We start from the raw sequence: 22,989 nt of genomic DNA, 5'->3' as shown, positions 1-22,989 counted from the left end.
GGATTGTCGCTGACCCTCCAGCGGATCCGATACCGGGCTCGCTCTTTGCGAAGAGGTTACCACCGAAGCTTGTGCGCCAGGACCTTGCTTCTGAAATCAGCTGCCAAGCTCCGCCACCACCCGCGCCAAGGCCCCGGCTGGGTCCGCCGCCTGGCTGATGGGCCGGCCGATGACCAGGTAATCGGAACCGGCATCCAGAGCCTGGCGCGGGGTAAGGATGCGGCGCTGGTCGTCCTGGGCGCTGCCCGCCGGACGAATACCGGGGGTCACCAACTGCAGTCCAGGGTGAGCGGCCTTGAGCGCAGGCGCCTCCAGGGCGGAACACACCAGCCCGTCCATTCCAGCCTTCTCGGCCAGCGCCGCCAAGCGCAGCACCTGCTCCTGGGGGTCTACATCCAGCCCGATACCTGCCAGGTCTTCGCGCTCCATGCTGGTCAATACCGTCACGCCAATCAGTAGGGGCTTTGGCCCGCCGCGCTGCTCCAGCACTTCCCGGCAGGCACTCATCATGCGCAGGCCGCCAGAGCAATGGACATTGACCATCCAGACGCCCATGTCCGCGGCGGCCTTGACGGCCATGGCGGTGGTGTTGGGAATGTCGTGGAATTTCAGGTCCAGGAACACTTCGAAACCGCGATCATTGAGGGCCTGAACGATGCCAGCCGCGCTACTGGTGAACAGCTCCTTGCCCACTTTCACTCGGCATTGAGTAGGGTCCAGACGATCAGCCAGCGTCAGGGCGGCTTCGCGAGTGGAAAAATCCAGGGCGACAATGACAGGCGACTGGCAGGTGGGCATGGGACTCTCTCGACCATAGAACTTGAACGGCGCGCATTGTAGCGGATTCAACGCGGCCAAGGGCTGGCGTTTCGACTAACACCCACCAACGCCTTACACTTGAACCATAGTCGTTGATGGCGACTCGAAGCGGTAAAGGAGACGGTTATGCCCTGGTATGCGTGGTTGATCCTCTTGGTTGCCCTTGGCTCCATCGTAGGGGGCTTGATGTTGCTGCGGCAAAGCGCCCAAAAGTTGCCGCTTACGGAAGAACAGCTCAAGCGCGTCCGTCAGCGCAATGCGGAGATGGACGCGAAGGAAGCACGGGACCGCTGAGCCGTTCTCACGCCCGCAGGTCATGCCCTTCCCCAGGTGATAGAATGTCATCCGACATTTGATCAGCCTGGGGGTGCCATGCGTTATTCACAGGAGCATAAGGCTCAGACTTATCGCCGTATCGTCAAGGAAGCCAGCGCGCGTTTTCGTCGCGACGGCGTGGCAGCGACGGGCCTGCAACCCTTGATGAAAGCCCTTGGGCTCACCCATGGCGGCTTCTATGCCCACTTCGAATCCAAGCAGGCGCTGGTCGAAACCGCGTTGCAGGACGCCACGGCGGAAATGCAGGAGGTGTTCGCCGCCGCCACGGCTACGCCCAAGCCCATCGAGTCGCTGCTCGAACGCTACCTGAGCGAAGCCCACCGTGACCACCCTGAACGGGGCTGCCCTTTGACCACCATTGCCGCGGAGTTAGGCCAGCGAGGCGAACCCAGCGAATCCGTGGACGCCGCCGTGCTCAACCGCCTCGCCATTATTGCGAGCCACCTGAGTGGTGAGAACCGAGAAGCCAGGGCGGTCTCCATGCTGTCCGCCATGGTTGGGGCATTGATCCTTTCTCGCAGCGTCAAGGACTCGGCTTTGTCCAACCGAATCCTGCAAGACGCCAAGCGTCGCCTGGCGCTGGAGTCTGAGCACGGAGGCGGTTATCCCGAAAAGCCGTGAGCCGAACTGTGGAAAACCTGGGGGGCATCCTCTACAGCCCACGCCGCGCGAGGGCTTGCGGGCATTGATCATTTATTGACCTACGGCTTGGCTTTTTCACAATCTCGGTGGACCTTCATGTGGATAACCCTTGAACAAGCCTTTGGAGAGCCCAGCGCAAGCGGGCCTGCATGAATTGATCAATTAATGATCAATTGCGCCATTCACTGCTTTCAGCCTCCTTGCGGTGATAGTTCACCTGACCCGAAGACTTATCCCTGATAAAGCTGCACATCGCTGTGCATAAGCTGGGGGGAATCGGCTGCAGGCCAGGGACCGCAAGGCCTGCAGAGACCCGATCAAAAAACGACCGGCCGCTTTCACTCCTTCCAACGCTTGAACAGGACGCTGGCGTTCACCCCACCAAAGCCGAAACCGTTAGACATGGCGTAGCAGGTGGCAAGGCGTTGCCCTGCCGGCCCGACGATATTCAACTCATCCGCCGAGTCATCCGCCTGCTGGAAGTTGAGGGTGGGTGGCGCCCATTGCTCGGCAAGCGCAAGCAGCGTGTAGATAGCCTCCAGCCCGCCCGCGGCACCGAGCAGGTGACCCGTGGCCGACTTGGTTGCCGAAATGGCAAGGTCCGCGCCTGGCCCAAACACCGCCCGAATCGCTGCCAGTTCTGCGCTGTCACCCACCGGGGTCGAGGTGGCGTGGGCGTTGAGATGGCCAACCTCGCCTGGCTCCACCCCAGCTTGGGCCAACGCCAGCCTCATCGCTTGTTGAGCCCCATGACCGTCTTCCGGGGCCGCAGTGAGGTGATAAGCATCGGCGCTCGTGCCATACCCCACCAGCTCAGCCAATGGCTGCGCCCCGCGCGCCAGCGCATGTTCGAGGCGTTCGATCACCAGCAAACCGGCGCCCTCCCCCATCACGAAACCGTCGCGGTCTCGGTCGAACGGGCGTGAGGCCTGATCCGGGACAGGGTTCAAGGAAAGCGCACGGGCCGCGGCGAAGCCTGCCAGGCTGACACGGTCGATGGCAGCCTCGGTGCCTCCGCACAGGGCGATATCCGCTTCGCCAGCGCGGATCAACCGTGCCGCATCACCGATGGCTTGCACACCGGCCGCGCAGGCGGTTACAGGGGCACCCAGGGGCCCTTGGAAACCATGTCGGATGGACACCTGCCCGGCGGCAAGATTGACCAGGAAGGACGGTATGGTGAACGGCGATAGCCGCTTGGGACCACGCTGATCGGTGGTTCTCACAGCATCGGCGATGGTGCCGAAACCCCCTACGCCCGAGCCTATGATAGTGGCGGTTCTGGCGCGGGCGAACTCATCATCAGGACGCCAACCCGCCTGCTCCAAGGCTTCCTGTGCCGCTGCCATGGCATACAGGATGAAAGGGGCCATCTTCTTCTGGTCCTTGGCGGGTACGAACCGATCCGGGTCCAGGCCGGCCTCGGCATCCTCAACCAGGCTCGGCACTCGGCCGGCTACCTGAACCTGAAGGCCATCGACGGTAGCCGGGTCCAACAAGCGTATACCGGACCTACCCGAGCGAAGTCGCTGCCAGTTCGTGGCCACGCCCACGCCAAGCGGCGAGACCGCGCCCATGCCAGTCACAACGATACGGGGCTGGTTCATGCCTGTACTCCCCTCGTGGTCATACCCAGCGCCTGACGTGTTACCAATGAGTTCATAGCACAGATCCATCCTTTACATGTCGACTGTAATTCAAAGAGCTTGCGATACCGAGCTATTGAATGTCAACCGACATGCAAAGAAGATCACTGTTATGAGCAGAGGCGAATAACGAGGCTAGTTGACGGCAAGCCGGTCCCGATTGCGATCGACCAACGCTTTGCCAATGCCTTGCACTTCCAGCAGCTCATCCACCGAAGTGAACGCGCCATTTTCCTCTCGGAAAGCGACGATAGCCTTGGCCTTGGCCATACCGATGCCGGCGAGCTCCTTCTGCAAAGTAGCCGCGTCTGCCGTGTTGAGGTTGACCTTGCCTTCGCTCACCGCCATCGCAGCGGGTGCGGGGGCGGCACTGGTCGCGTTGGCCTGCATCGACAGAGGCACGAAGGCCAAGGCGGTGATGAACAGAGAAGAGAGGATGGTCTTGCGCATGGGATGCTCCTTGACAGGTAAGCACGGCACCTCATGTACCGTGCGATTACCTTAGCGGAGCCCAAGGAAGCAATGCCAGGGCGGAGCTGTTAACGGAGTTTTCAGCGCTGCGGCAGCACTTCGATCCAGAGCGCCCCATCGCCCGACGGCGCCTCGCTCACCCGGGTCAATTCACCACTCGCCTCGATCCGATAGCTGCCGACGACAGGGCTTAGTTCGCCACAAGCCAGCAACCAGCGACCGTCCGGCGAAATGGCGATGTTCCGAGGCTGCTTCTCTACCAGTTTGTGGTTGCCCGCGAACGCAAGCCGCCCCTCGGCAGATACATCGAAGACGCTGACTGAGCTGGTAGTGCGCTCAGTGATGTACAGCCGCCTGCCTCCAGGAACCAGACGAATATCAGCGCACCATATACGCGGCGTAGGGTCGTCGCTCAGGTTGTTATTACGGCTATCACGCACTAGGCCCTGTTCCAGGTTCATCCCGGGGGTAATGCCGCTTTGCTCGTGAACCGGTGTCAAGGCACCGGTTTGCGGGTCGATGCTGAAAGACAGCACGGTGCCGCTCATTTCACCTACCACGAACACAAGGCGCCCATCTTCGGAAAACGCCAAATGACGCGGGCCAACATTTTCCGCAACCGACACAAAGCCTTCACCGATGGGCTCCAGCGCGGCAGAGGCTTCATCCAGGCGGAATTGCAGGATCCGGTCCACCCCCAATACACAAGCGTAAACGAAGCGGTTGCTCGGGTCTGGCCGCACCGAATGGGCATGCATGCCACTGGCGTATTTGCGGATATTTTCCTGCACCTGCATTTCGTCATCGATGGACTGCAGCGTGACCACGTCTTCGCCATAGGAGGCGCCGAACAGGAAACGTCCCTGGCGATCCGTGGCCAGGTAGGACATGCCGGCTCCCAAAGGCGCCCGAGCACGGCGTAGCAGCTTGCCGCTCCCGGCATCCACGCTGAAGCTGACCACCTCGGAAGGCTGACCGCGCAGCGCGCCATAGAGCGTGCTTCCATCGGGCGTCAGGGCAAGGGCATTGACCTTCTCGCCCGCCTTCACCTGCTCCACCAGCGTAAGCGCACCGGTGTCGTCGTCCAGGTGGTAATGAGAAACGAGCCCATCATTCGGGCTGGAAATGTAGACAAAGCTCACGGCGGTCCCTCGGCAGGCATCGGAATTAGGCAGTCATCCTATGACCACAGCCCCAGGGACTCAAGCCTGGCGAGCACACGCCCAACCACGCAACAGCTGGTCACGCTTTGATTGCACCTCTGCCGCGCGACCTGTCTAAAGTGAAGGAGAGAGCTGACTGATATCGAGATATGGCCTAGGCAGACGCGCTGATACACGGAGAATTACCCATGAACAATGACATCTACCTGCTGATCGAACATGGCCGGGAATTCGGCGAAGCCTACGTGCTGGGCTGGTTCGAGAACGAAGCCACCGCCAGGGAGGCGGCGTTGAAGCTTGAATGGGATGCCTATCGCGCCGAACTCAAGCGCCCGTCCGGGTGGTTCAATGAGAAGCCGGTACCGCCGGGCGAGGCGGATTACAAGCGGTATTGGGTGAAGCCTTTGAGCAAGTTTGCGTATGCGCCGGTGGAAGCCACCGCCGTTCACTAGGCAGATGCTTATCTATGACTTCGGGCCTTGGCCGTTTGCCTAGTCAGCGTCGAGCCGATGCTGGACGTGGAACCAGTCAACAATTTCCTGCTGAGGCTCATAACCTGCAACGGCATACCGGAGCAACACCCTGACCTGACTGAGATCCTCAGCCCTCAGGGCAGCCTGAAGCTTTTCAAGCAGGAGCTTGAACTCAGCCCATTCAAACGCCTCCTCATTGGCACACATGATCATAGGGTGCCTAGTTGGGGAAACATTGTCCCCTATCAGCAGCTCCTCGTATAATTTTTCTCCAGGCCGAAGCCCGGTATATTCGATGGCGATATCCCCATAAGGATTACGTTCGGAACGAACGCTGAGGCCCGACAGCTTGATCATTTTTTCAGCAAGCTCAGCGATCAAGACTGGCTCACCCATGTCCAGTACAAAGACCTCACCGCCCTTCCCCAGCGAGCCCGCCTGAATTACCAACTGGGCTGCCTCAGGAATGGTCATGAAGTAACGAGTTATCTTGGGATGCGTGACGGTCAGCGGGCCGCCCGCCCTAATCTGCTTATGGAAAAGAGGAATCACCGAGCCAGACGAGCCCAATACGTTTCCGAACCGCACCATGCTGAACCGCGTTTTATTTACATGAGCTACATTTGACGACTGATCGAAAAGTCTTGGCGCTACTTCGGCACTCAAGGCCTGAAGAATGAGTTCGGCCATCCGCTTCGTACTTCCCATTACATTGGTAGGTCGAACCGCTTTATCAGTGGAAATGAGGACAAAGTTTGGAACGCCAGCACGAAGCGCGGCTTGCGCGGAGTAAAGAGTTCCAAATACATTATTTAGCACGCCTTCAGCTATATTATGCTCCACTATAGGCACATGCTTGTAGGCCGCAGCGTGATAAACCGTTTCCACTTTCCAGGTGCGCATTGTCTGCTCGAGCTTGACCTCATCCTTGACAGTACCAAGTATAGGTAGAATCTCGACGTTAAAAGAGTGTCGACGCAGTAGTTTTTGCAACTCTTCGTTTATACAATAAAGATTGTATTCGCCATGATCGAATATGATTAGCCGAGAGGGCTTCAGACAGATGATCTGTCGGCATAACTCTGCGCCTATGGACCCCCCTGCGCCGGTCACCATCACTACCTGCGCTTCTATGCATTTTTCCAGAAGATCATCCATTGGCGGAACCGCGTCGCGGCCAAGAAGGTCGGCGATATCGATTTCCTGAATATCCTCCACCTTTACCCTGCCACTGGCAAGATCCGAAAGATTCGGAACGCTTCTAACATGAAGCGGAAAACTTTCCAGGAACTCGAGTATTTCGCGCCGCCGAGCCCTACTCGACGAAGGAAGCGCAAGCAAAATTTCGGTAGCGCCAGTTTCTTCGATCATCCTCTCGATATGTCGAGGCTTATATACTTGCAGGCCGGCGATGACACGCCGAGAGAGAGAGGGATCGTCGTCTATGAAAGCCACGGGACGCATTAGCCTTCCCATGCGTAGGCCCGCTACCAACTGATTACCCGCGACACCCGCGCCATAAACAGCGACTCGAGTAAGACCTTCATCGCGACTTGAAGCAGAAGTCAAATGCTGGCCGGCGAACCAGTCACCAAGGAAAAACTGTCGCATCGCCAAGCGTAATCCACCCAGGATTACCAGACTAAGCCACCAATAGTTGAAGATGACCGACCGGGGAACCATGGCCTTGTGATTGCTGTACCAGAATATTGCCAACGCCAGTATCAAGGCGGCCAGAGTCACCGCTTTGGCGATGGTCAGCAGTGCGTCGTTTCCAAAGTAGCGAAGAACCGCCCGGTACATGCCGAGCCGGATGAATAGTGGAATGGAGATAACCGGGGCCGCAATGAACAACCACATATAGTCGCCCAGGGGGCTGATCAAGTCCTCGATGCCTAGCCGTACCACGAACGCCAACCAAAGCGCCAACCAGACCAGCAAGATGTCGACTACCACCTGAAGTAGGCGCTTTTGCCTCCTCGGCAGGGCGAGCATGTACAGACGCAAAGCGTTCACTCAAGCCCCTTCCGTATGGTATGCCACGAATCGCGGCGGCTCAACAATTGATATCTTTTAGCCATCAGCCTCTCAATTCGCTGGTGAATTCGTATTCTGGTATCGTCGGCAACGACGGCGCCAGGGTTGAAGCGTATGTCAAAAACGTTTGGCTGGGAACGTTATCCTCGTGGTCAATCCGGCAAATTCGGAACGTAGGCGCAATTCAGGAGATTTCATGCACAAGCCCTCCCTTACCGTAGCAAGTGAAGTCACACCGGGGCACAGCCGGTGGTGAACGAGGTAGCAGTTCTTCTTTGTACGTATAATGGCGAGGCCTTTCTACAGGAGCAGCTTGAATCCATAGTCAGCCAACGTTACCAGCACTGGCGGCTGTACGTATCCGACGACGGTTCGACCGATTCAACGCTGCAGATCCTTAGAAGCTGCCAGCGACAGCTTGGTGACCGCATGTCCATCCTTGAGGGTCCGCGGCGCGGGTTCGCGAGAAACTTCTTTTCATTGCTCCAACACCATGGCCTTGCAGCCGACTATTACGCCTTTTGCGACCAGGATGATATCTGGTACGACGACAAGCTGGAGCGCAGCGTAAAGGCAATTGAAAGCTTCCGTGGCGAGCCAGCCCTTTATTGTAGTCGCACTCGCCTGATCGACGAGCAAGGCCGGTGCATGGGGCATTCTCCATTGTTCAAGCGCCCCGCCTGTTTCCGCAATGCGCTGGTACAGAGCGTGGCCGGCGCCAATACGATGCTTATCAACAAAGTAGCGCGTGAGCTTTTACTTCAGGTTGACAGTGACGTCCGGATCGTCGCCCATGATTGGCTGGCGTATCTGGTGGTGAGCGCGGCCGCGGGCCAAGTCATATATGACCCTGTTCCAACATTGGACTATCGACAGCACGCAGCCAATCTGATAGGAGGGAATACCACACTTCGAAGCCGTATACATAGGCTACGCTTCCTGTGGGATGGCCGCTTTGCGCAATGGAACGATGCGAACATCGAAGCCCTTGCGCCTTTCTATGAAAAAATGCCTTCCTCCAACAAAAGCTGCTTCAATCTTTTTCAACGCGCCCGTAGCGCTTCCATATTTGGGCGAATTCACCATCTCCGACAGTCAGGCGTCTATCGTCAAACCAGCCTTGGAAACCTCAGCCTGCTCCTGGGCAATATCATAGGTCGCATCTAGGCGGCCCGAGACAAGCCAGGCTGCGGAATGCTGCCGATAGGCTTACCTACGGCTGTAGCGCAAGGAACAAAAACCTAACTTGATCGTCATATCGGTCTGATTCAAGTCAGGGCTCGACGTCGTCCGCCGAGCTAATCTGAAAATATTTTGTGTCAAAGCCCACCGGCTTCCCTCCCTTCGTTTCAGGGAACGGCGGTACACTACTGGCTCTGAGCGGTTACCTTCCACTGGATTGACCTAATGCAGAATCTTACAAAACACGCTTTTACGGTCACTGCGCAGACACGGGCGCAACAAAAGCACCAACAGCCCATGGTTGTCTGGCTTACCGGACTGAGCGGTTCCGGAAAATCAACAGTGGCAAGCGCCCTTGAACAGAGACTAGTGGCGCAGGGCAGGCACACCTACCTGCTGGATGGAGACAGCGTACGCTTGGGATTATGCTCCGATCTTGGGTTCTCGGACGACGACAGGCAGGAAAACATTCGCAGGGTTTCCGAAGTTGCCAAGCTGTTCGTTGAAGCGGGGCTAATAGTCATCACAGCGTTCATTTCACCCTTTCACCGGGATCGAGCGCTGGCCAAGAGGGTGATTGGTGCTGATCGTTTCGTAGAAGTATATATAAGCACTCCGCTGGAAGAATGCGAGCGTCGCGACCCCAAGGGCTTATACAAGAAAGCCCGTGAAGGGCATATCAAGCATTTCACTGGTATCGATTCCCCGTATGAAACGCCGAATTCCCCGCAGGTGCGGGTAGAAACTCTTGACCGAAGTGTGGATGAATGCGTAACTCAAATCCTCAACCACCTCGAACGGTAAGTTTCAATGAGCACCGTGGCCATCGTCGGGGGCGGATTCAGCGGTATCGTCACCGCGATCAGGTATCTGAATGAGGCAGGGCCAGATGATCGCTTGTTGATCATCGATCGCGCTCTAGGGCCGCCGGGTGGACTCGCCTATGGACTCTGTGATGAACATCATCTACTCAATGTGCCCGCCGGCGGTATGTCGGCATTCGATGAAGCGCCCAACTCCTTCGTCGACTATGGAAGAACACGCGGCTGGGACATCCACGCAAGCACCTACGCATCCAGGCAGTGTTATGGGGAATACCTGAGGTATCAGTTGGAGGTGGCTGTAGCCTCGTCGCAGGGGCGCTACACATTCATTGCCGGTGAAGCCGTGGCGGTTAATCCTCACTCGTCCGGAGCAAAGATCATCATAGAGGGTCAACCGCCCTTATTTGCCGACCACGTAGTGCTGGCGCTCGGTAATTTCCCGCCCGCCTCAATATCTTCGCTTGCACAGATGAGAAGATCCGAACGATATGTAGCCGACCCCTGGAACGGCCGTTTTGCCTTGCGGCCATCAGGCGATGCGACCGTCCTATTGATAGGTTCAGGCTTAACCGCAGCCGATTTGGCACTTAGTATCCTGGGCAGTGCACCAAATGCGCGAGTGATCATGCTTTCCCGGCGGGGTCGAGTGCCTCGGGAACACATTGTCGGTGCACGGATGACCGTGTCGTTCCAACAAATGGTTGATGAAATGCTCAAGGCGCAGCCGTCCGCTAGAGCTTACGTCCGCACTCTGAGGCACCACTTGGCATCCAGGCCCGATCATTGGCGGGAAGCCTTCGCTGCGCTGCGCCCTATAACATGTGAATTATGGGAGCGCATCCCTCTTGTAGAGCGACGTCGATTTCTTCGGCACGTTAAACCGTTATGGGATACACATCGCCATCGCGTACCGCCGGACATGCAGCTAAAACTGCAAGGCGCGTTTTTAAGCGGCAAGCTGTCTTATCTAGCCGGCCGCCTCACGGAGGTCACCGAGCGAGAGAGCCGACTCGAAGTGAAAGTATCCCCGCGTGGCCAAGAGCGTGCCTGTGTTCTCGAATGTGACCTGATAGTGAACTATACCGGGCCATCCATGCGCCTGTGGGAAATAGACTCTCGGCTGGTACAACATCTGCTGGCCCGAGGCTTTATCACTCCCGACGAGCTCGGCCTTGGTTTACACGTCCAGGGCGATGGGGCTGTTATCGAATCAGACGGCACGACTAGCACGTGGCTTAGCTATATCGGGCCAATGCTAAAGGCAATGCACTGGGAGGCGACTGCCGTACCTGAGCTGCGACGCCATGCTCACCGCTTGGCTAGAAGACTCGTACATCAGACAATTGGTACTTAGACCAGCTGAAGATAATACTCAAAGTGCTTGCATCCTTTTAGGCTATTGCCATGCCAATAGCCAGCCAAACCGGGCGGGCGACTGCCCGCCCGGTATAATGAGGTCAGTCTGCAGGAAGCTGGCGGATGATCGTCCAGTCAGTGTCAGGATTTCCGTTGTTATCAACGACTACCTTATAGTTTGGCCCTGGCGACGTATCTAGTACTATCGAGATTGGACGCCCAAGCGTCACCACTTCGCGCTCATGGTAGCGAGTACCACCTCTGGTGACCTCAATGCCAACGCTTGCCGCCCCTCGGGCTACAGCATCCGAAGGCACATTGTCCGAAATGGACACCACCAGCGTAGCTGTGGGCATGTGTGATTTCGTAAGGGCGGTAGGCGAAAGCTCGAAGCTACTCGGCGTCTTTTCTCCAGGGTGGACAAAGATTGCCCCCCCTTTCCCCGCAGCGCGGATCACTCCAAAGTTATCACCCAGCTGAGGCGCGAGCGCTTGCTTGATCAACGGCGTATCGAGCGCGCCGCAGCTGTCATCGCCACTGCAGGCCTTCAATCTTTCGTCCTTGTCAGTCACTTTATTCAGAACGTCATTCCGAACGTGAACGCCAAAGGCGAAATCTATTCCCTCCTGACGGGCGCTCGCAAACACCTTGACCAAGGTATAGTCATCTGATTCACGGTTCGTTCGAGCAACGATAATCTCGGGTCGATATTTCGCCACCATGTTTTCTTTTTCATAAGGGCGATTCAGGAAAGAGGCATCGTAGACGTAACGTTGAGAATAAAAAGCCGGCCCCCCGAAGTAGGTATATACTCGAAAATCCTTTGGCGTATGTTCGTCAACCCATTTGCCGGCTTGCATTCGATCTTTTTCGAGATAAAGATATTGTTTTATCGCAGCTGACAGGAATTCACCATGCTCCTTGACATGAAAAATGAGATAAAGAGACGCCACCAAGAAAAGTAACGCCGCAGTATAGCCATGGGTTCTACACTTCTCCCATAGCGCCTGCGCGCCCACCGCAGCAACCACCAGCAACCCATATATCGACGGCATTGCATACCAGTTATAGGGTTCCAGCGGATGCTTCAGGGTATAGGCTACAAGGTGAGTAATTATCAATCCAAGCAAGTAGATATGCACCGGAGCGGCCACTCGCCGCTTGAGCAGGATCGAAACCAGCGCCAGACCGGACAAGACTATGTGATAGTTTTCATAAAGTACGAACCTGCCAAACCAACGCCAGTCGATGATTGCAGGCTGGTTCTGGAAAAGGCTTTTGGTTATGAACGAATTGGGAATAGGAAGACCAAACCAGCACCATGCGAAGCCATACCATACAACGGAGATTGCCGCCGCTATTCCCACTGCCCGGTATTGAATCCTACCCGCCTTGAAGCTGAAGGCGCACAGCAACCAGAACGCAACGGGAATCTGGTCGATCTTATCAATCGCCAAAAGCCCGGCCGCAATGCCGACATACCAGGCGTTATTGTTCGCCGACAGCGCGAACAGGCCAGCCGTCAAAAAGGCAATCGTCAACGGTGACTCAAGCCCCGCAGTGCTCAGAAACCAGATGAAATGGCTGTCACAAACGGCGAATGCTACGAATAAAATGCCAGCGATGTATCCGAAACGTCTTACCAGCAAGCCACTGGTAGCGCTCAGTGCCAGCGCGCCCAGGGCGCTCCCTCCAGATACGATAGCGTCTAGAGGCGTGAATCCTAGCTTTATTATGGCCGCGATATAAAGTGGATACAACGGCGCTGAAGCCCCCCATACTGGCGCCTCCCCTGGATTCCAGATCCAGAAATAGCCGTTGGCCATATTCTGCGCGTACTTTAGGAAAAACGCGCCATCATCAGCGATAGCGCCATACCAGGCGCCGTGCATCTTGACGAGAAAAAGGAGCAGACTAAAAAGTGAAAAACATACTGCCGCCATATGAGAGCGAGGCAGACCTTTGAACAACGTCGTGATGCCTGCGGGCGTGCTTGCTTCCAGCATTGGAACTCCGCTAAATGTCTCAATCAAAAAAAGAAGCCGACCATAGAACTACGTAGCTGGCACAGCACACTTCATAAGTGTGTAACCAGGCCAGCATTCTATACATCCGAATGTCATGCAGCCACTGGCGGCCTAATACCGCCGACAACTATCCTCCTTCAACAAGCGCAGCTACCTGACCCGAAAATTTCTTGCCTTCCGCCTCCCAGCTAGTCGAGGCAACGAGTGCCAAGCCGTTTTGTCTCAGGCGCAGCGCTGTCTCAGCTCCGCCCAGGACCTCCTCTAGGGCATTGGCCAAGCCATCGACAGTGGGCTCGGCGAGCATTGCCACGTCGTCGTTGAGCAGCCACTCTGTGAACTCCGCACGATTGCTGACCACAGGCACGCCGCACGCCATGATTTCCAGCGGTAGAAGCGAGACATTGGTGAACGATAGAACCAGGGCAGCGTCACAGGATTGATAAAGGGCACGCAGCCTCTCCTGATTCATTAGCCCGGCGTGTTCGCACGTGAAAGGAAACGCGTAGTGGCTTACATCCCATCCGGCCATGACAACCGTGAATCCGGACAAGCGCCTGCCAAGTTCAGCGAACACCAATACCCCGAGATCAAACGCGCGCCTGGCAGTAGGCGGACGTACATAGAAGAATATTCGCGGCTTCTCATTTCTGAGCGGTGGGTCCACCGGCCCGTAAAGATCTCGATCATAGGAAAAGCCTAAGGGGGTGGTAACCATAGAAAATTCATCAGCCAAACGACGTGCTAACCAATCGCCTGCTGTAAAACCGTGGAAACCAAACCGATAGGTCTGCTCGGCAAGTGCATACTCGGTACCGGCCGGGAAGAACCATGGCTCATAATCCTGGACGAAATAACATTTATGCGTTTGTGCACGGAGATTGTGAACAGCATATGCAGTCTGCCACGACGTGGCTATGCTAACCGCCGCGCTAGGCACAATATCGTTAATGTAGAATACTTCCGCACCAGGCAAATCGAACCAGTCACGAATCTGTTTTTGAACTTGTCTGATCGATAGATGGCTTTCATCGTCTACAATGATCACCCGGTTGGAGAAGCCCTGATCACCCAGGTACCTTAGGAAGCGAAAGATGTTCAGATGCCCGCCTGACCCCTTTCCTATCGGAGGAATGTACCAGTTTACGGAACGCTCGCGCCGAGTCATGGCGTGATCGGGCTGCTGCACACTTGGGGTCCATTCAAGAAAACGATAGGCATGCACTACATCCGGCTTCGTCAGCAGTGCACGCGAACTTCTCAAACGTCTGGATACAATCTTTAGCAATGATCCCAGCCCCTCGCGTCGGATATGGTCGAGTGCCTTCTTCAATTGCGAACGGAATAAATGAATATTCAATATCAAGCCTTAACGCGTTTCAGCTTCTGATCTCTGGAGCAAAGCGCTACCAGGCAGGGTGTGTGTAGATCCGTACGACTGCCAAGCCATCCTCCCGCGACTCGCATGAGGTTATCTATCGGCATCTTCAGTACATCAAGCATCCGAATGCCTTTTCCCTTCGCTCGAGCGATACGCAGGGTTCGGATATCTCGCAGCGTCAATCCCAACCACCGTCGCAACAGGACAGTCACGCCTTTGGCATCGTTGTACCTGAACAAAGCTTCCAGCGCTCGACTTTCATCGAAGCTACGCTGGAAACGCTCGAAAAGGCCGTAATTATGGGAGTGGTAGACTACCGAACCTTGAGCGTAGGCCTTTTTGAATCCCGCCTCGATTATAGACCTTGCCCATGCCTGGTCTTCCGAAAAATCGATTTCCGGGTAAGGGTATTGTTCCCAGATAGAACGCCGGATCAAAGCATTGTTATTAGAGAAGAAATAGAGTTTCTGGCGGTAACCAGGGTCCCTTTCGTATCTGGTACAGTCCTGCAACCAAACAACCGGTTCAGATTCGAAATTCAAGAAATGATGGTCGATTTCCTGCCTGGTAAATACCGAAGCGTCCGTATGCGCTATATGTCTGCCAAACACCCCAGCAATCTCGGGGGTTTGCTCGATTGCATCGACCAACCCTGCCAGCCATAGATCGTCATAGGGCAGCGCATCCTGCGTAATCACAGCGATGTACTCCCCCTTCGCATGTGCAATAGCAAGGTTTCTCGTCCGCCCGTGTTGAAACTCCTCAGCTGAAATCCGGATCAGCTTGACTTCCGGAAAACTTTCAATGATCGGTACGGTTTCATCCTTGGAGCCCGAGTCAACGACAATGACCTCATAAGGCCAGTTCGTTTCCTGAGCGAGGACCGAAGTCAGAACTTTCCGAAAAAGGCTCCCGCCATTCTTGGTCGGTATCACCACCGACACCTTCGGACGCCTGGGCGACGCGGAAATCATTTTGCCAGCGATCCCCGCATCCATGCGGTCGTCAATTTCAACCCTTCTTCAAGGCCCACCCTAGGCGTCCAGCCAAGCTCGCGACTTGCCAGGCTATTATCCAACACACTCACCGGGACATCGTAAGGCCGTCCAGGCAGGTATTCCTTTCGTATGGATTCACCTGTTGCGTTTTCAATATGCCCTACCAACTCATTGATATCAACGCCGATGCCGGAACTGATATTGAATACGCTGTGAGCTCCGTTGTATTCAATGGCGGCGGCGAAAGCATCCGCTACGTCAGATACATAGATATAGTCACGGGTGACGCTACCATCACCCCATATTTGAATCGGCTGATGCTGCAAGGCCTTGCTTAGGAACACTCCGACAGCGCCCTGCGCAGTTTCGACCCGCTGGCGCTCACCGTATGGGTTGGCAACACGCATGATGGTTGCGCGGATACCATGAAGCTGCTGATACATTAGCAGAAACTTCTCAATAGCTAGCTTCGTGATCCCATAGGACACCAAGGGCTCCGTGGGATGAGATTCCATTATAGGCGTGGAAACGGGCTTGCCGTAAACTGTCCCGCCTGAAGAAATGAACATCACGCGAGAGATTTTTCTCTCGACCATTGCGTTCAACATATGCAACGTGCCTACCAGATTGCTCTGGACGTCGTAGATAGGGTCATCATTCGATGTCTTGGGTAATGTCGTTGACACGAGATGTAGAACCACGTCCATTCCGTCGAGCGCCGCGGTGACATCATGGTTGCTGGTCAAGTCGCCAGCAACCCAGTCCACCGATTCGGTTGCGAGGAAGTCGCGATACGGTTGCACACGAGGGCGCTCGAAGATGCGAAGCGCATGGCCATCCTTGAGCAGCCTGTCGGCGATTGCCGAACCAATGAAGCCGCCTCCGCCAAAAATCAGAATATTCATTTTATCTCGTAATGTTCTGCACGTTGGTGGAAGAAATAGTGTAGCCCTTGGCGACAGCAACCATCGGCATCAGACGCTCCAGGGCATGCAGCATGGTACCGTCGAACGGCAAAGGCTCGGTAGGGTAGTCATCCCAGCAAAGGCCCAGCTCCAACAGAGGCCGCATGCATTCAGCGCGCGCCCAGAACATGGTTCCCACGGGAAAGACAATGTCGTTCGGCAAGTGATCGAGACCGAGCTTTGCCATGAACGGTCGGGCGAATGCCATGTTGGAGTCCCACCCTACCAGGTTGGGGTCATCCGGAAAGACCATGCCGAGCTGCTTGTTCTCAATTAGCCTGGATACGATGATATCAGCCATGGGCGCGGACTTACCGAGCAGGTTGGCAAGCAGGAACTCGTACCATATCCGGCCGACCATAGGGTCTTTGTAGTCTTTGGTCTTCTTGGTATGGAGATGACCGACTATTTCATAGTCCAGCAAATGGCGCTGTTCGAAGCCACTTAGGAACGGACCTATGTCGCGCCCCACATTAGGCACGACTTCGATTGCCTTTACAGTACCTTTATAGCGCTGGCATGCGATGGTCGCAGCTTGCTTGATGGCTTCGTCAGGCACGCTGAGGAACAGGTCCGGCTGTAGGGTATTGCCTTCAAGCCCCTCGAGGATGTCTTCGAATAGGTCAACATAGTAAACGTGCACATGCAGAGCTATCCGAAGGCCCGCCGGTATAACGGCCGCAGGCGTATCGGGCGTTATGACGTCCCACGCCCATACCCCAGCCGGGCGCCCATTCTGCAGGTAGCTGGCCAGTGGATCCTGGCCCGGTCGATAATCGGCGCACTGTTGTGCATACATGCCGGGATGAAAGCCGGGGAAGAGCTTTCGTTTTTCCACGCCGCTGGCCCAGGCCCGTACATAGGTGCGCAAGGTATCGAAGTCGGTTTTGCATACCAAGTGGCGAGCAATGTAATCCTGCCGATATACCTTGGCGGCGGTAATCAGGTCGAAATCAGCCTTTTCCTGCCGTGTACGTACAGCTGCCGCATTACCGATGTCCTCCAGCCCCTGAATATAGTTATCCATGGAAAATACATCCAAGGCGCTCGCTCTGAGTGTGGCGCCAAGTGCTAGCCGCGCGTGATCGTCCCTGGCAAGTCCAATGACTTTGTCCGCAAGCTCCGGGACATGAAGATACCGAGCGACACATGCGTGTTGTACGCCGCAACGCTCCAGAAAATCGGTCAAGCCGGTGGTGCGCTCGAAGCACAGCACCGGCACCCCGAAGCACATTGCGTCGATTGCTACATTTGGCAAAGGGTCGAGCCTGGAAGTGATCAGGACCATTGCCGATTGTTCATAAGCTACCTCGATCGCTGAGGTCTCCGGTATGAAGGTGACATGGTCTTCGAGCCCGGCTCTCAGTATTTGGTCGTACAAGTAGGCCGAGTACTGGATATCACGCTCAGGATCATAACCCTTCCCTACCCAAACGAAATGCAGGTCATCCATTCCTCCACGTTCGTATACCCGCAGCGCGCAGTCGATGAACAGTTCCACGCCCTTGCGAAGCTGGACGAGGCCGGCGCCTAGAACGATCTGTTTGCCTTCTTGCTTGAGTGCCTTGAAGCGTGCCTCGAGGCGTTCGGCTTCTGTCGAGTCCGTGGGCTCGTCCTCTGGTACGAAGGATAGATCGCATCGTCCTTGGGGGAGGATATGTACAGGACGATCAGCGAGTACAGGTAGCTCCTTTACCGCACTTTGATGAATTACCGTCGAAGAAAACACGACCTCTGTGGACCAATACAATACCTCCAGAAAGGCGGTCTTCGGTCGAATGTAGGCTGGAAATTCATGAATCAGGCTGACCGTCGGGACAAAGTTGGAAGCCAGCCCCGGTAGCACTACTCTTGATTCGACACTATTGATGTAGGCGAGCTTGATAGGCTTCAATGCGCAGACTTTGTCCATGAATAGACGCGCGTGGTCAGCGCTGGCGCGTAGCCCATAAGCGTTGACCACGGCTACGCCCGGCTGGGCGAATGCCTCGCTGAGTTCTCCTGGGCCAAGCAACACCGCAATAACGTTGTACCTGGCCTTGAGGCGCATGACCAGATTCAGGCTCAGGACAGGCGCGCCGGTGCGCGACGCCTCGTGACTGACCACCATCACGGTCTCCCGTGAAGGGTTCAATGCCGCGATCCGATCTCCATTCTCGACCGTCGGGGATTGGCCTACCCGGCCTTCCCGGCGACCATGAAACACGTAATGTCGATAAGGATCTACTCGTGATGCAGCGATATCGGGGTATTGAGCCAGATAGAAGTCGGGGTCGAACCGGATCTTGTCCTGGTTAAGCGAAACGTACGCGCGGGCGTACAGGTTCTTCAACAATCTAGCCGCAAGTTGCTTGAGCCGAGCGCCTGTATTGCTTGAAACATATTGCCGGGGTGAGGTCATGGGGTCGCTTGACTCGCTTTAATAGGTGATGCCGGCGACAACTGTCGTCGCCGCTGCCTTGCCAGCGCTCTCTGCCGCATGCACGAGCAAACGCGCAAGGAGGCGCTCCTGCTGCACGCTGCTCAAGCGAGCGTGCTTGAACACTGAGGCCCACACTTCTTCTTGGGATAGCAGCGTGCGTAATAGCGAAGGTGCGCACAGGAAGGCGCCGTTCAACGGGAAGGGTGTATTCTGGGCGCCTGGGCTGGCATAGCCCAACCTGTCGCACAATTTAGTCAGCAGCGGCATATCCTCCGGATAGACATGCACATTCGGGTCGTCCGGGTAGATAAGACCGATGTCTGAGCTACCCGTAGGTTCCGCCAGCACATTTACCAAGTTTTGCCAGGTCTTCTGGTGGCCTCCAATCAGATTCTCGATCAGGAAGGTACGGTAGGCGTCCATACTGCTGAAATCGATATCGACAGGCGCGCCAGCCAGGTCGAGATGGCCGACGACGGCATAATCCAAGGTCTCGGAGGCGCGGATGTAATCATACATAGCCGCAAGTGGTTGCTCTGTGCATACGATTATGCGCAGGGGGGCCCGCAACTCCTCCGCCAACTGGCGGCGTATGTTCAAGGCGATCAGCTCGTTGCCTACCAGCACTACCAGTTCTGGTGCGGCAGCCTGCGTTTCCAAGGCGGTAGTCAGTAACTGGAGTGTCTCATAGCCGTCCACGGTGACGAACAACAAAGCGGTCGGGGAATGTGCCGCATCAATTTCAGCTTTCCATTCAACCTGGCGCGTACGCCACGAGCCATGAGGTCGCCCGGCCTTCAGATAGTGCACTAGCGGGTCTTCATGCCCGACCTGATCCTGGTTCAACTCTTTATAGAGAGCTGGTTCAAACCCAGGGAATGCCTTGCGCCGCAATACCCCTCGGGCCCACGAGCGTACATAGCGCCTGATTGCTTCATGGGGTTCATGGAAAGTCATGGCTGCCGGCGTGTAGTAATCGAGATCAAGAACGCTGGCCTGATGCAGGTAATGCGCCGCAGCTGCTTCTCGCTCAGCAGAAATGCCATTGTCCTTGGCGAAACCGATCAGTTGCTGCACATAGGTTTGCATGTTGAATTCGCGGGCAGCCACTGCCTGAGCATGCCGACCTACTCGGGCGCGCTCCGTTTCTGAGGCAGCAAGACGACATAGCAGGCCTGCCATATATCCTGTATCAAGGTATGGGGCCACACAATCCGCTTCGAGGTCGTTACGCTTGAGAATATCGGCGACACCCGTCGTTCGATCGAAGCACAGCACCGGAAGACCCTGCACCATTGCATCGATTGCAACATTGGGCAACGGATCGAGGCGCGACGTCAGCAGAAGCATATCGCTCAAGCGATACACATGTTCGATAGCCGCCGTTTCTTTGATAACCGTGAACCGATCCTCGATACCTGCCCGTTGTATCTGATCGTGCAGATACACTGAGTAAAGGGTGTCATGTTCGGGATCATAGTTATTCCCGATCCATACGAAACGACACTTAGCCCCCAAGGGAGACTTGAGTACGCGGGTGGCACACTCAATGAACAAATCGACGCCCTTACGGATTTGCACCCAACCCGCGCCGAGTATGACTACTGTGCCATCGTCGAGTCCATTCGGACGCATGAGCTGTTCGATCGCTCGTTTCTCCGCTTCGAGACGTTCGTTATCTTCAGCCTCCCCCGGTACTACGCTCTTGCCCTGGGCCAACACTGGAAGGCCACACGCCCGGAGCTCCGGAAGCACGCAGGTAGCGCTATCCAAGGTAACGTCAGCGGAAAATACGGTTTCGCTTGCCCACAGCAAAGCGTTCTGGATAGCTGTCTTAGGGCGTGTATATACCGCGAATTCGTGAATGAGGCTCACCGTGGGAATATAACGATCAGCCAGGGGCTTGAGGGCTACATAGGATTCCAGACTGTTGACGATCGCAAACTCGAAATCGTACTGATCAAGAAACTGATTAAGCACCCAGTGAGCGTCGATTGGACGATGCTTGAGCGCCACCGGTCCCGCGACCACCGCGCCCGCATCAATGAATGCTTGCTCCAGAGGCCCACCGCCGAAAATCATTGCCACCACGTCATAGTGGGTGGTCAGCTGCTGAACGATATTAAGGCTTAGAATAGGCGCGCCGGTTCGTGACGCCTCATGGCTGATCAGCAGAATGCGCGACTTGCCGGGCGATGGTGGGCTTATGCCCTGACTCAGCGGAATCTTCGGGACCGCACCCAGGCGCCCCTCGAATCGGCCATGGTTGCGATAATGCTGCTCGGGGTTGATACCAGCCTTGGCGATATCAGGATAGATAGCTAGATAGAACTGGGCATCGAAGGGCTCGTCGTTCTCTGCCGAAACAGCTGTAGGCCTAACGTGCTCCATTACAGGTTGCGCGATGGACTCGCAAGCCGACAGGAGGCTTACTTGGGTATCCGACGCCGACAAGTCAGCCGAATCAAGCATCACCAGGGCTGGCGCCGTTTCAGGCTGAGGATGCGCTTCCCTGCCTTCAGCGAGACCATGGCTCAGATAATGAGCCTTCGGCTCAAAGCCTGCTGCTTTGACATCTGGATATCGGGCCAGATAGAACGCTGCGTCGAATGTCCGGCCGCCCGGCAGCTCAAGGGGAGGAAGGTCCTTGTGTCCTGACAACTTGCGGAACAGCCGCCACGCCCTTGAACTGAACAGCGCGCCCCAGGCCTGGCTGAGAATCTTCACCTGCTCCTGTAGCCTTGCGCTCCGCTGTTCATGGGCAGACAACATGCCAGCCTGCAATTGAGCCATTTCCCCTGTCCGGGCGACAAGGTTCCGCTCTTCCTCTTGAGACACTCGAAGTCTTTCATTGGCCTCGCCCAAGGCAGATCCCAGCTGTGCCGATTGCTGCCTGGCCAGCTCCTCCGCGGCTGTAGCAGCGGCAAGCTTTACACGAAGCGCCTGGTGACGGGCGCCCAGCTCTGTGAGCTCCATCCGCAATTCCTGCACATCGGCCCTGAGCTTTTCGAGCTGCGATCTATTGGCATTCTCGGATTTGGACACTCCCTGTATGGAGAGTGCCTTACGCAGGGAAGCAATGTCTGCTTCTTTCTCAAGCAGCAGTACCTGATAACTTTGCTCGGATTTGTCAGCCTCGAAGCGAAGCGACGCTACCAGAGCTTCAAGACCTTTTATTTCAGCAAGCAGCCCGGTATTTACCGACTGTTCACTCTCTCCCGGCGGCGACTGATGATCACTCAAGGCTGTCACCTTCGCCTGCAAGGCGATATTTTCCAGGCTCGATTCGTGTAGCGCCTTTTGAGAAGTTTTCAGTTGCTCGCCTAACCCGTGAAGGGCTACGTTCAGCTTCTGAATGGTCTCAGCAGCCTCGCCGCGTTCTTTTTCCGCAACAGCTATCAATTCGCTGATTGGAGCAGATCGCCGCATCATGCTGAGCTTGGGTGCAAGACGTTGCTCGAATGCGCTGCTGTTGATGGCCAACCGGTCATGCGCGCACTCGCTAAGCAAGCCATAAGTGTCTGCCAACGCATAGGGCTCTATTTTGCCGCTGTAAAGCTCGGCATCGGTGCGCGAGTCGTGGCGCAACCCTGGATCAAGGAATTCATCCATGTACAGCGCGACTTCCCTATCGTCCGGAAGGGGCAAACCCAGCGCATTCGCCACTCGGTTCAGCTCATGCCGGGCGTTACTCAGCAACAGGTCATACGCCACGACCAGTCGCTTTTCCCCCTTCGTATACAGAGCGGCCTGAAGCATGTGCTCAAGCCACAGCAGGTAGGACTTCGTGGGGGGGAATCCATTCCGGTGCGCAAGCGAGTCGGCTACGCTAAGCGGATTACGCAGCGCAATAACGTAAGCGGCTTCAGCGCCGATTTCATTGATCGCGCGTTGCCAGAAGGGAAGCAGGCGAGGTAGTCGGGGATCTTTCATGCCCCAAAGCTCAAATCGTCCAAGCTTGTCGAGAAGCAAAGATCTGGCTTCTTCACCAAGGGAATCGATGACTGGATCGGAATCGAACGCAGCGTCTATCAGGCCGACACGGTCGTAGGCCGAGCCTAGATGGCGCAATAACCGGTCATTGATGGCAATGACGTCACTGTCTTCCCAGAAGCCGGTGGGATTATCAATACCGGCCGGGTGCAGGTTCTCACCAAGCGCGACCCCCAGCGTCCTGAGCCCCCTCGTGAGCGCGCTGGTGCCGCTGCGGTGCATACCCAGCACGATGATTATTTTCTTCGTAGTCATAA

General features: G+C 56.1%; 17 protein-coding genes. 6 read left to right on the top strand and 11 right to left on the bottom strand.

Features of this window, described 5'->3' with window-relative positions; all coding sequences use genetic code 11:
* Positions 1 to 96: 96 nt before the first annotated feature.
* Positions 97 to 798 carry an orotidine-5'-phosphate decarboxylase gene (gene pyrF, locus BN1188_RS14630; protein WP_040262172.1) on the bottom strand — a complete coding sequence of 234 codons (702 nt, stop codon included), beginning with the start codon at positions 796 to 798 and terminating at the stop codon, positions 97 to 99.
* A gap of 147 nt (positions 799 to 945) precedes the next feature.
* Here pyrF and BN1188_RS14625 point away from each other — a divergent pair, with 147 nt between their 5' ends.
* Together BN1188_RS14625 and BN1188_RS14620 are read left to right on the top strand one after the other, a co-directional pair.
* Positions 946 to 1,113, top strand: coding sequence for a DUF2897 family protein (locus tag BN1188_RS14625; RefSeq protein ID WP_084596232.1), 168 nt, complete (start codon positions 946 to 948; stop codon positions 1,111 to 1,113).
* A gap of 78 nt (positions 1,114 to 1,191) precedes the next feature.
* Complete coding sequence (locus BN1188_RS14620; protein ID WP_040262171.1) at positions 1,192 to 1,776, top strand: TetR/AcrR family transcriptional regulator; 585 nt, start codon at positions 1,192 to 1,194, stop codon at positions 1,774 to 1,776.
* Between the two features lie 359 nt (positions 1,777 to 2,135).
* Here BN1188_RS14620 and fabF read toward each other — a convergent pair whose 3' ends face one another.
* From fabF to BN1188_RS14605, 3 genes are all read right to left on the bottom strand, one after another.
* Positions 2,136 to 3,404 (bottom strand): beta-ketoacyl-ACP synthase II, encoded by a 1,269-nt coding sequence (gene fabF / locus BN1188_RS14615; RefSeq protein WP_040262170.1) that lies wholly within the window; start codon positions 3,402 to 3,404, stop codon positions 2,136 to 2,138.
* Positions 3,405 to 3,578: 174 nt separating this feature from the next.
* On the bottom strand, positions 3,579 to 3,833 hold the full coding sequence (locus BN1188_RS14610; protein WP_232430963.1) for a ComEA family DNA-binding protein: 255 nt from the start codon (positions 3,831 to 3,833) through the stop codon (positions 3,579 to 3,581).
* A gap of 161 nt (positions 3,834 to 3,994) precedes the next feature.
* A complete protein-coding gene (locus BN1188_RS14605) occupies positions 3,995 to 5,089 on the bottom strand; it encodes a lactonase family protein (RefSeq protein WP_040262168.1) in 1,095 nt (364 codons plus the stop codon).
* 176 nt (positions 5,090 to 5,265) lie between these two features.
* On the opposite strand from BN1188_RS14605, the gene BN1188_RS14600 reads away from it, so the two are divergent.
* Positions 5,266 to 5,529: a hypothetical protein gene (locus BN1188_RS14600; protein ID WP_040262167.1), complete on the top strand. Its 264-nt coding sequence runs from the start codon at positions 5,266 to 5,268 to the stop codon at positions 5,527 to 5,529.
* Positions 5,530 to 5,568: 39 nt separating this feature from the next.
* Here BN1188_RS14600 and BN1188_RS14595 read toward each other — a convergent pair whose 3' ends face one another.
* Positions 5,569 to 7,566, bottom strand: a complete 1,998-nt coding sequence (locus BN1188_RS14595) for a polysaccharide biosynthesis protein (RefSeq protein ID WP_040262166.1) — start codon at positions 7,564 to 7,566, stop codon at positions 5,569 to 5,571.
* Positions 7,567 to 7,839: 273 nt separating this feature from the next.
* Here BN1188_RS14595 and BN1188_RS14590 point away from each other — a divergent pair, with 273 nt between their 5' ends.
* The 3 genes from BN1188_RS14590 (at position 7,840) to BN1188_RS14580 (ending at position 10,947) form a co-directional block, all read left to right on the top strand.
* The gene (locus tag BN1188_RS14590) at positions 7,840 to 8,754 is read left to right on the top strand and encodes a glycosyltransferase family 2 protein (protein WP_040264000.1); all 915 of its coding nucleotides are present in this window, start codon (positions 7,840 to 7,842) and stop codon (positions 8,752 to 8,754) included.
* A 240-nt stretch (positions 8,755 to 8,994) separates the two neighbouring features.
* Complete coding sequence (gene cysC, locus BN1188_RS14585; protein ID WP_040262165.1) at positions 8,995 to 9,573, top strand: adenylyl-sulfate kinase; 579 nt, start codon at positions 8,995 to 8,997, stop codon at positions 9,571 to 9,573.
* A 6-nt stretch (positions 9,574 to 9,579) separates the two neighbouring features.
* Positions 9,580 to 10,947, top strand: coding sequence for an FAD/NAD(P)-binding protein (locus BN1188_RS14580; protein WP_040262164.1), 1,368 nt, complete (start codon positions 9,580 to 9,582; stop codon positions 10,945 to 10,947).
* A gap of 103 nt (positions 10,948 to 11,050) precedes the next feature.
* Here BN1188_RS14580 and BN1188_RS14575 read toward each other — a convergent pair whose 3' ends face one another.
* The 6 genes from BN1188_RS14575 to BN1188_RS14550 all read right to left on the bottom strand — a co-directional run bounded on the left by BN1188_RS14575 (position 11,051) and on the right by BN1188_RS14550 (position 22,987).
* Entirely contained in the window at positions 11,051 to 12,955 is a 1,905-nt protein-coding gene (locus tag BN1188_RS14575) for a hypothetical protein (protein ID WP_040262163.1), read from the bottom strand.
* A 148-nt stretch (positions 12,956 to 13,103) separates the two neighbouring features.
* Entirely contained in the window at positions 13,104 to 14,333 is a 1,230-nt protein-coding gene (locus tag BN1188_RS14570; protein ID WP_040262162.1) for a glycosyltransferase family 4 protein, read from the bottom strand.
* Between the two features lie 2 nt (positions 14,334 to 14,335).
* Positions 14,336 to 15,352 (bottom strand): glycosyltransferase family 2 protein, encoded by a 1,017-nt coding sequence (locus BN1188_RS14565; protein WP_232430929.1) that lies wholly within the window; start codon positions 15,350 to 15,352, stop codon positions 14,336 to 14,338.
* Positions 15,325 to 16,257, bottom strand: a complete 933-nt coding sequence (locus tag BN1188_RS14560; RefSeq protein WP_040262161.1) for an NAD-dependent epimerase/dehydratase family protein — start codon at positions 16,255 to 16,257, stop codon at positions 15,325 to 15,327. The genes BN1188_RS14565 and BN1188_RS14560 overlap by 28 nt, the downstream gene beginning before the upstream one ends.
* A 1-nt stretch (position 16,258) precedes the next feature.
* Positions 16,259 to 18,718 carry a rhamnan synthesis F family protein gene (locus BN1188_RS14555; protein WP_084596231.1) on the bottom strand — a complete coding sequence of 820 codons (2,460 nt, stop codon included), beginning with the start codon at positions 18,716 to 18,718 and terminating at the stop codon, positions 16,259 to 16,261.
* An 18-nt stretch (positions 18,719 to 18,736) separates the two neighbouring features.
* A complete protein-coding gene (locus BN1188_RS14550; protein ID WP_052469287.1) occupies positions 18,737 to 22,987 on the bottom strand; it encodes a glycosyltransferase in 4,251 nt (1,416 codons plus the stop codon).
* Between the last annotated feature and the right edge of the window lie 2 nt (positions 22,988 to 22,989).

Source organism: Pseudomonas massiliensis, assembly GCF_000826105.1.
GTDB lineage: Bacteria > Pseudomonadota > Gammaproteobacteria > Pseudomonadales > Pseudomonadaceae > Aquipseudomonas > Aquipseudomonas massiliensis.
The sequence above is the reverse complement of the archived record's forward strand: the minus strand, read 5'-3'. Positions and strand labels throughout refer to the sequence as shown.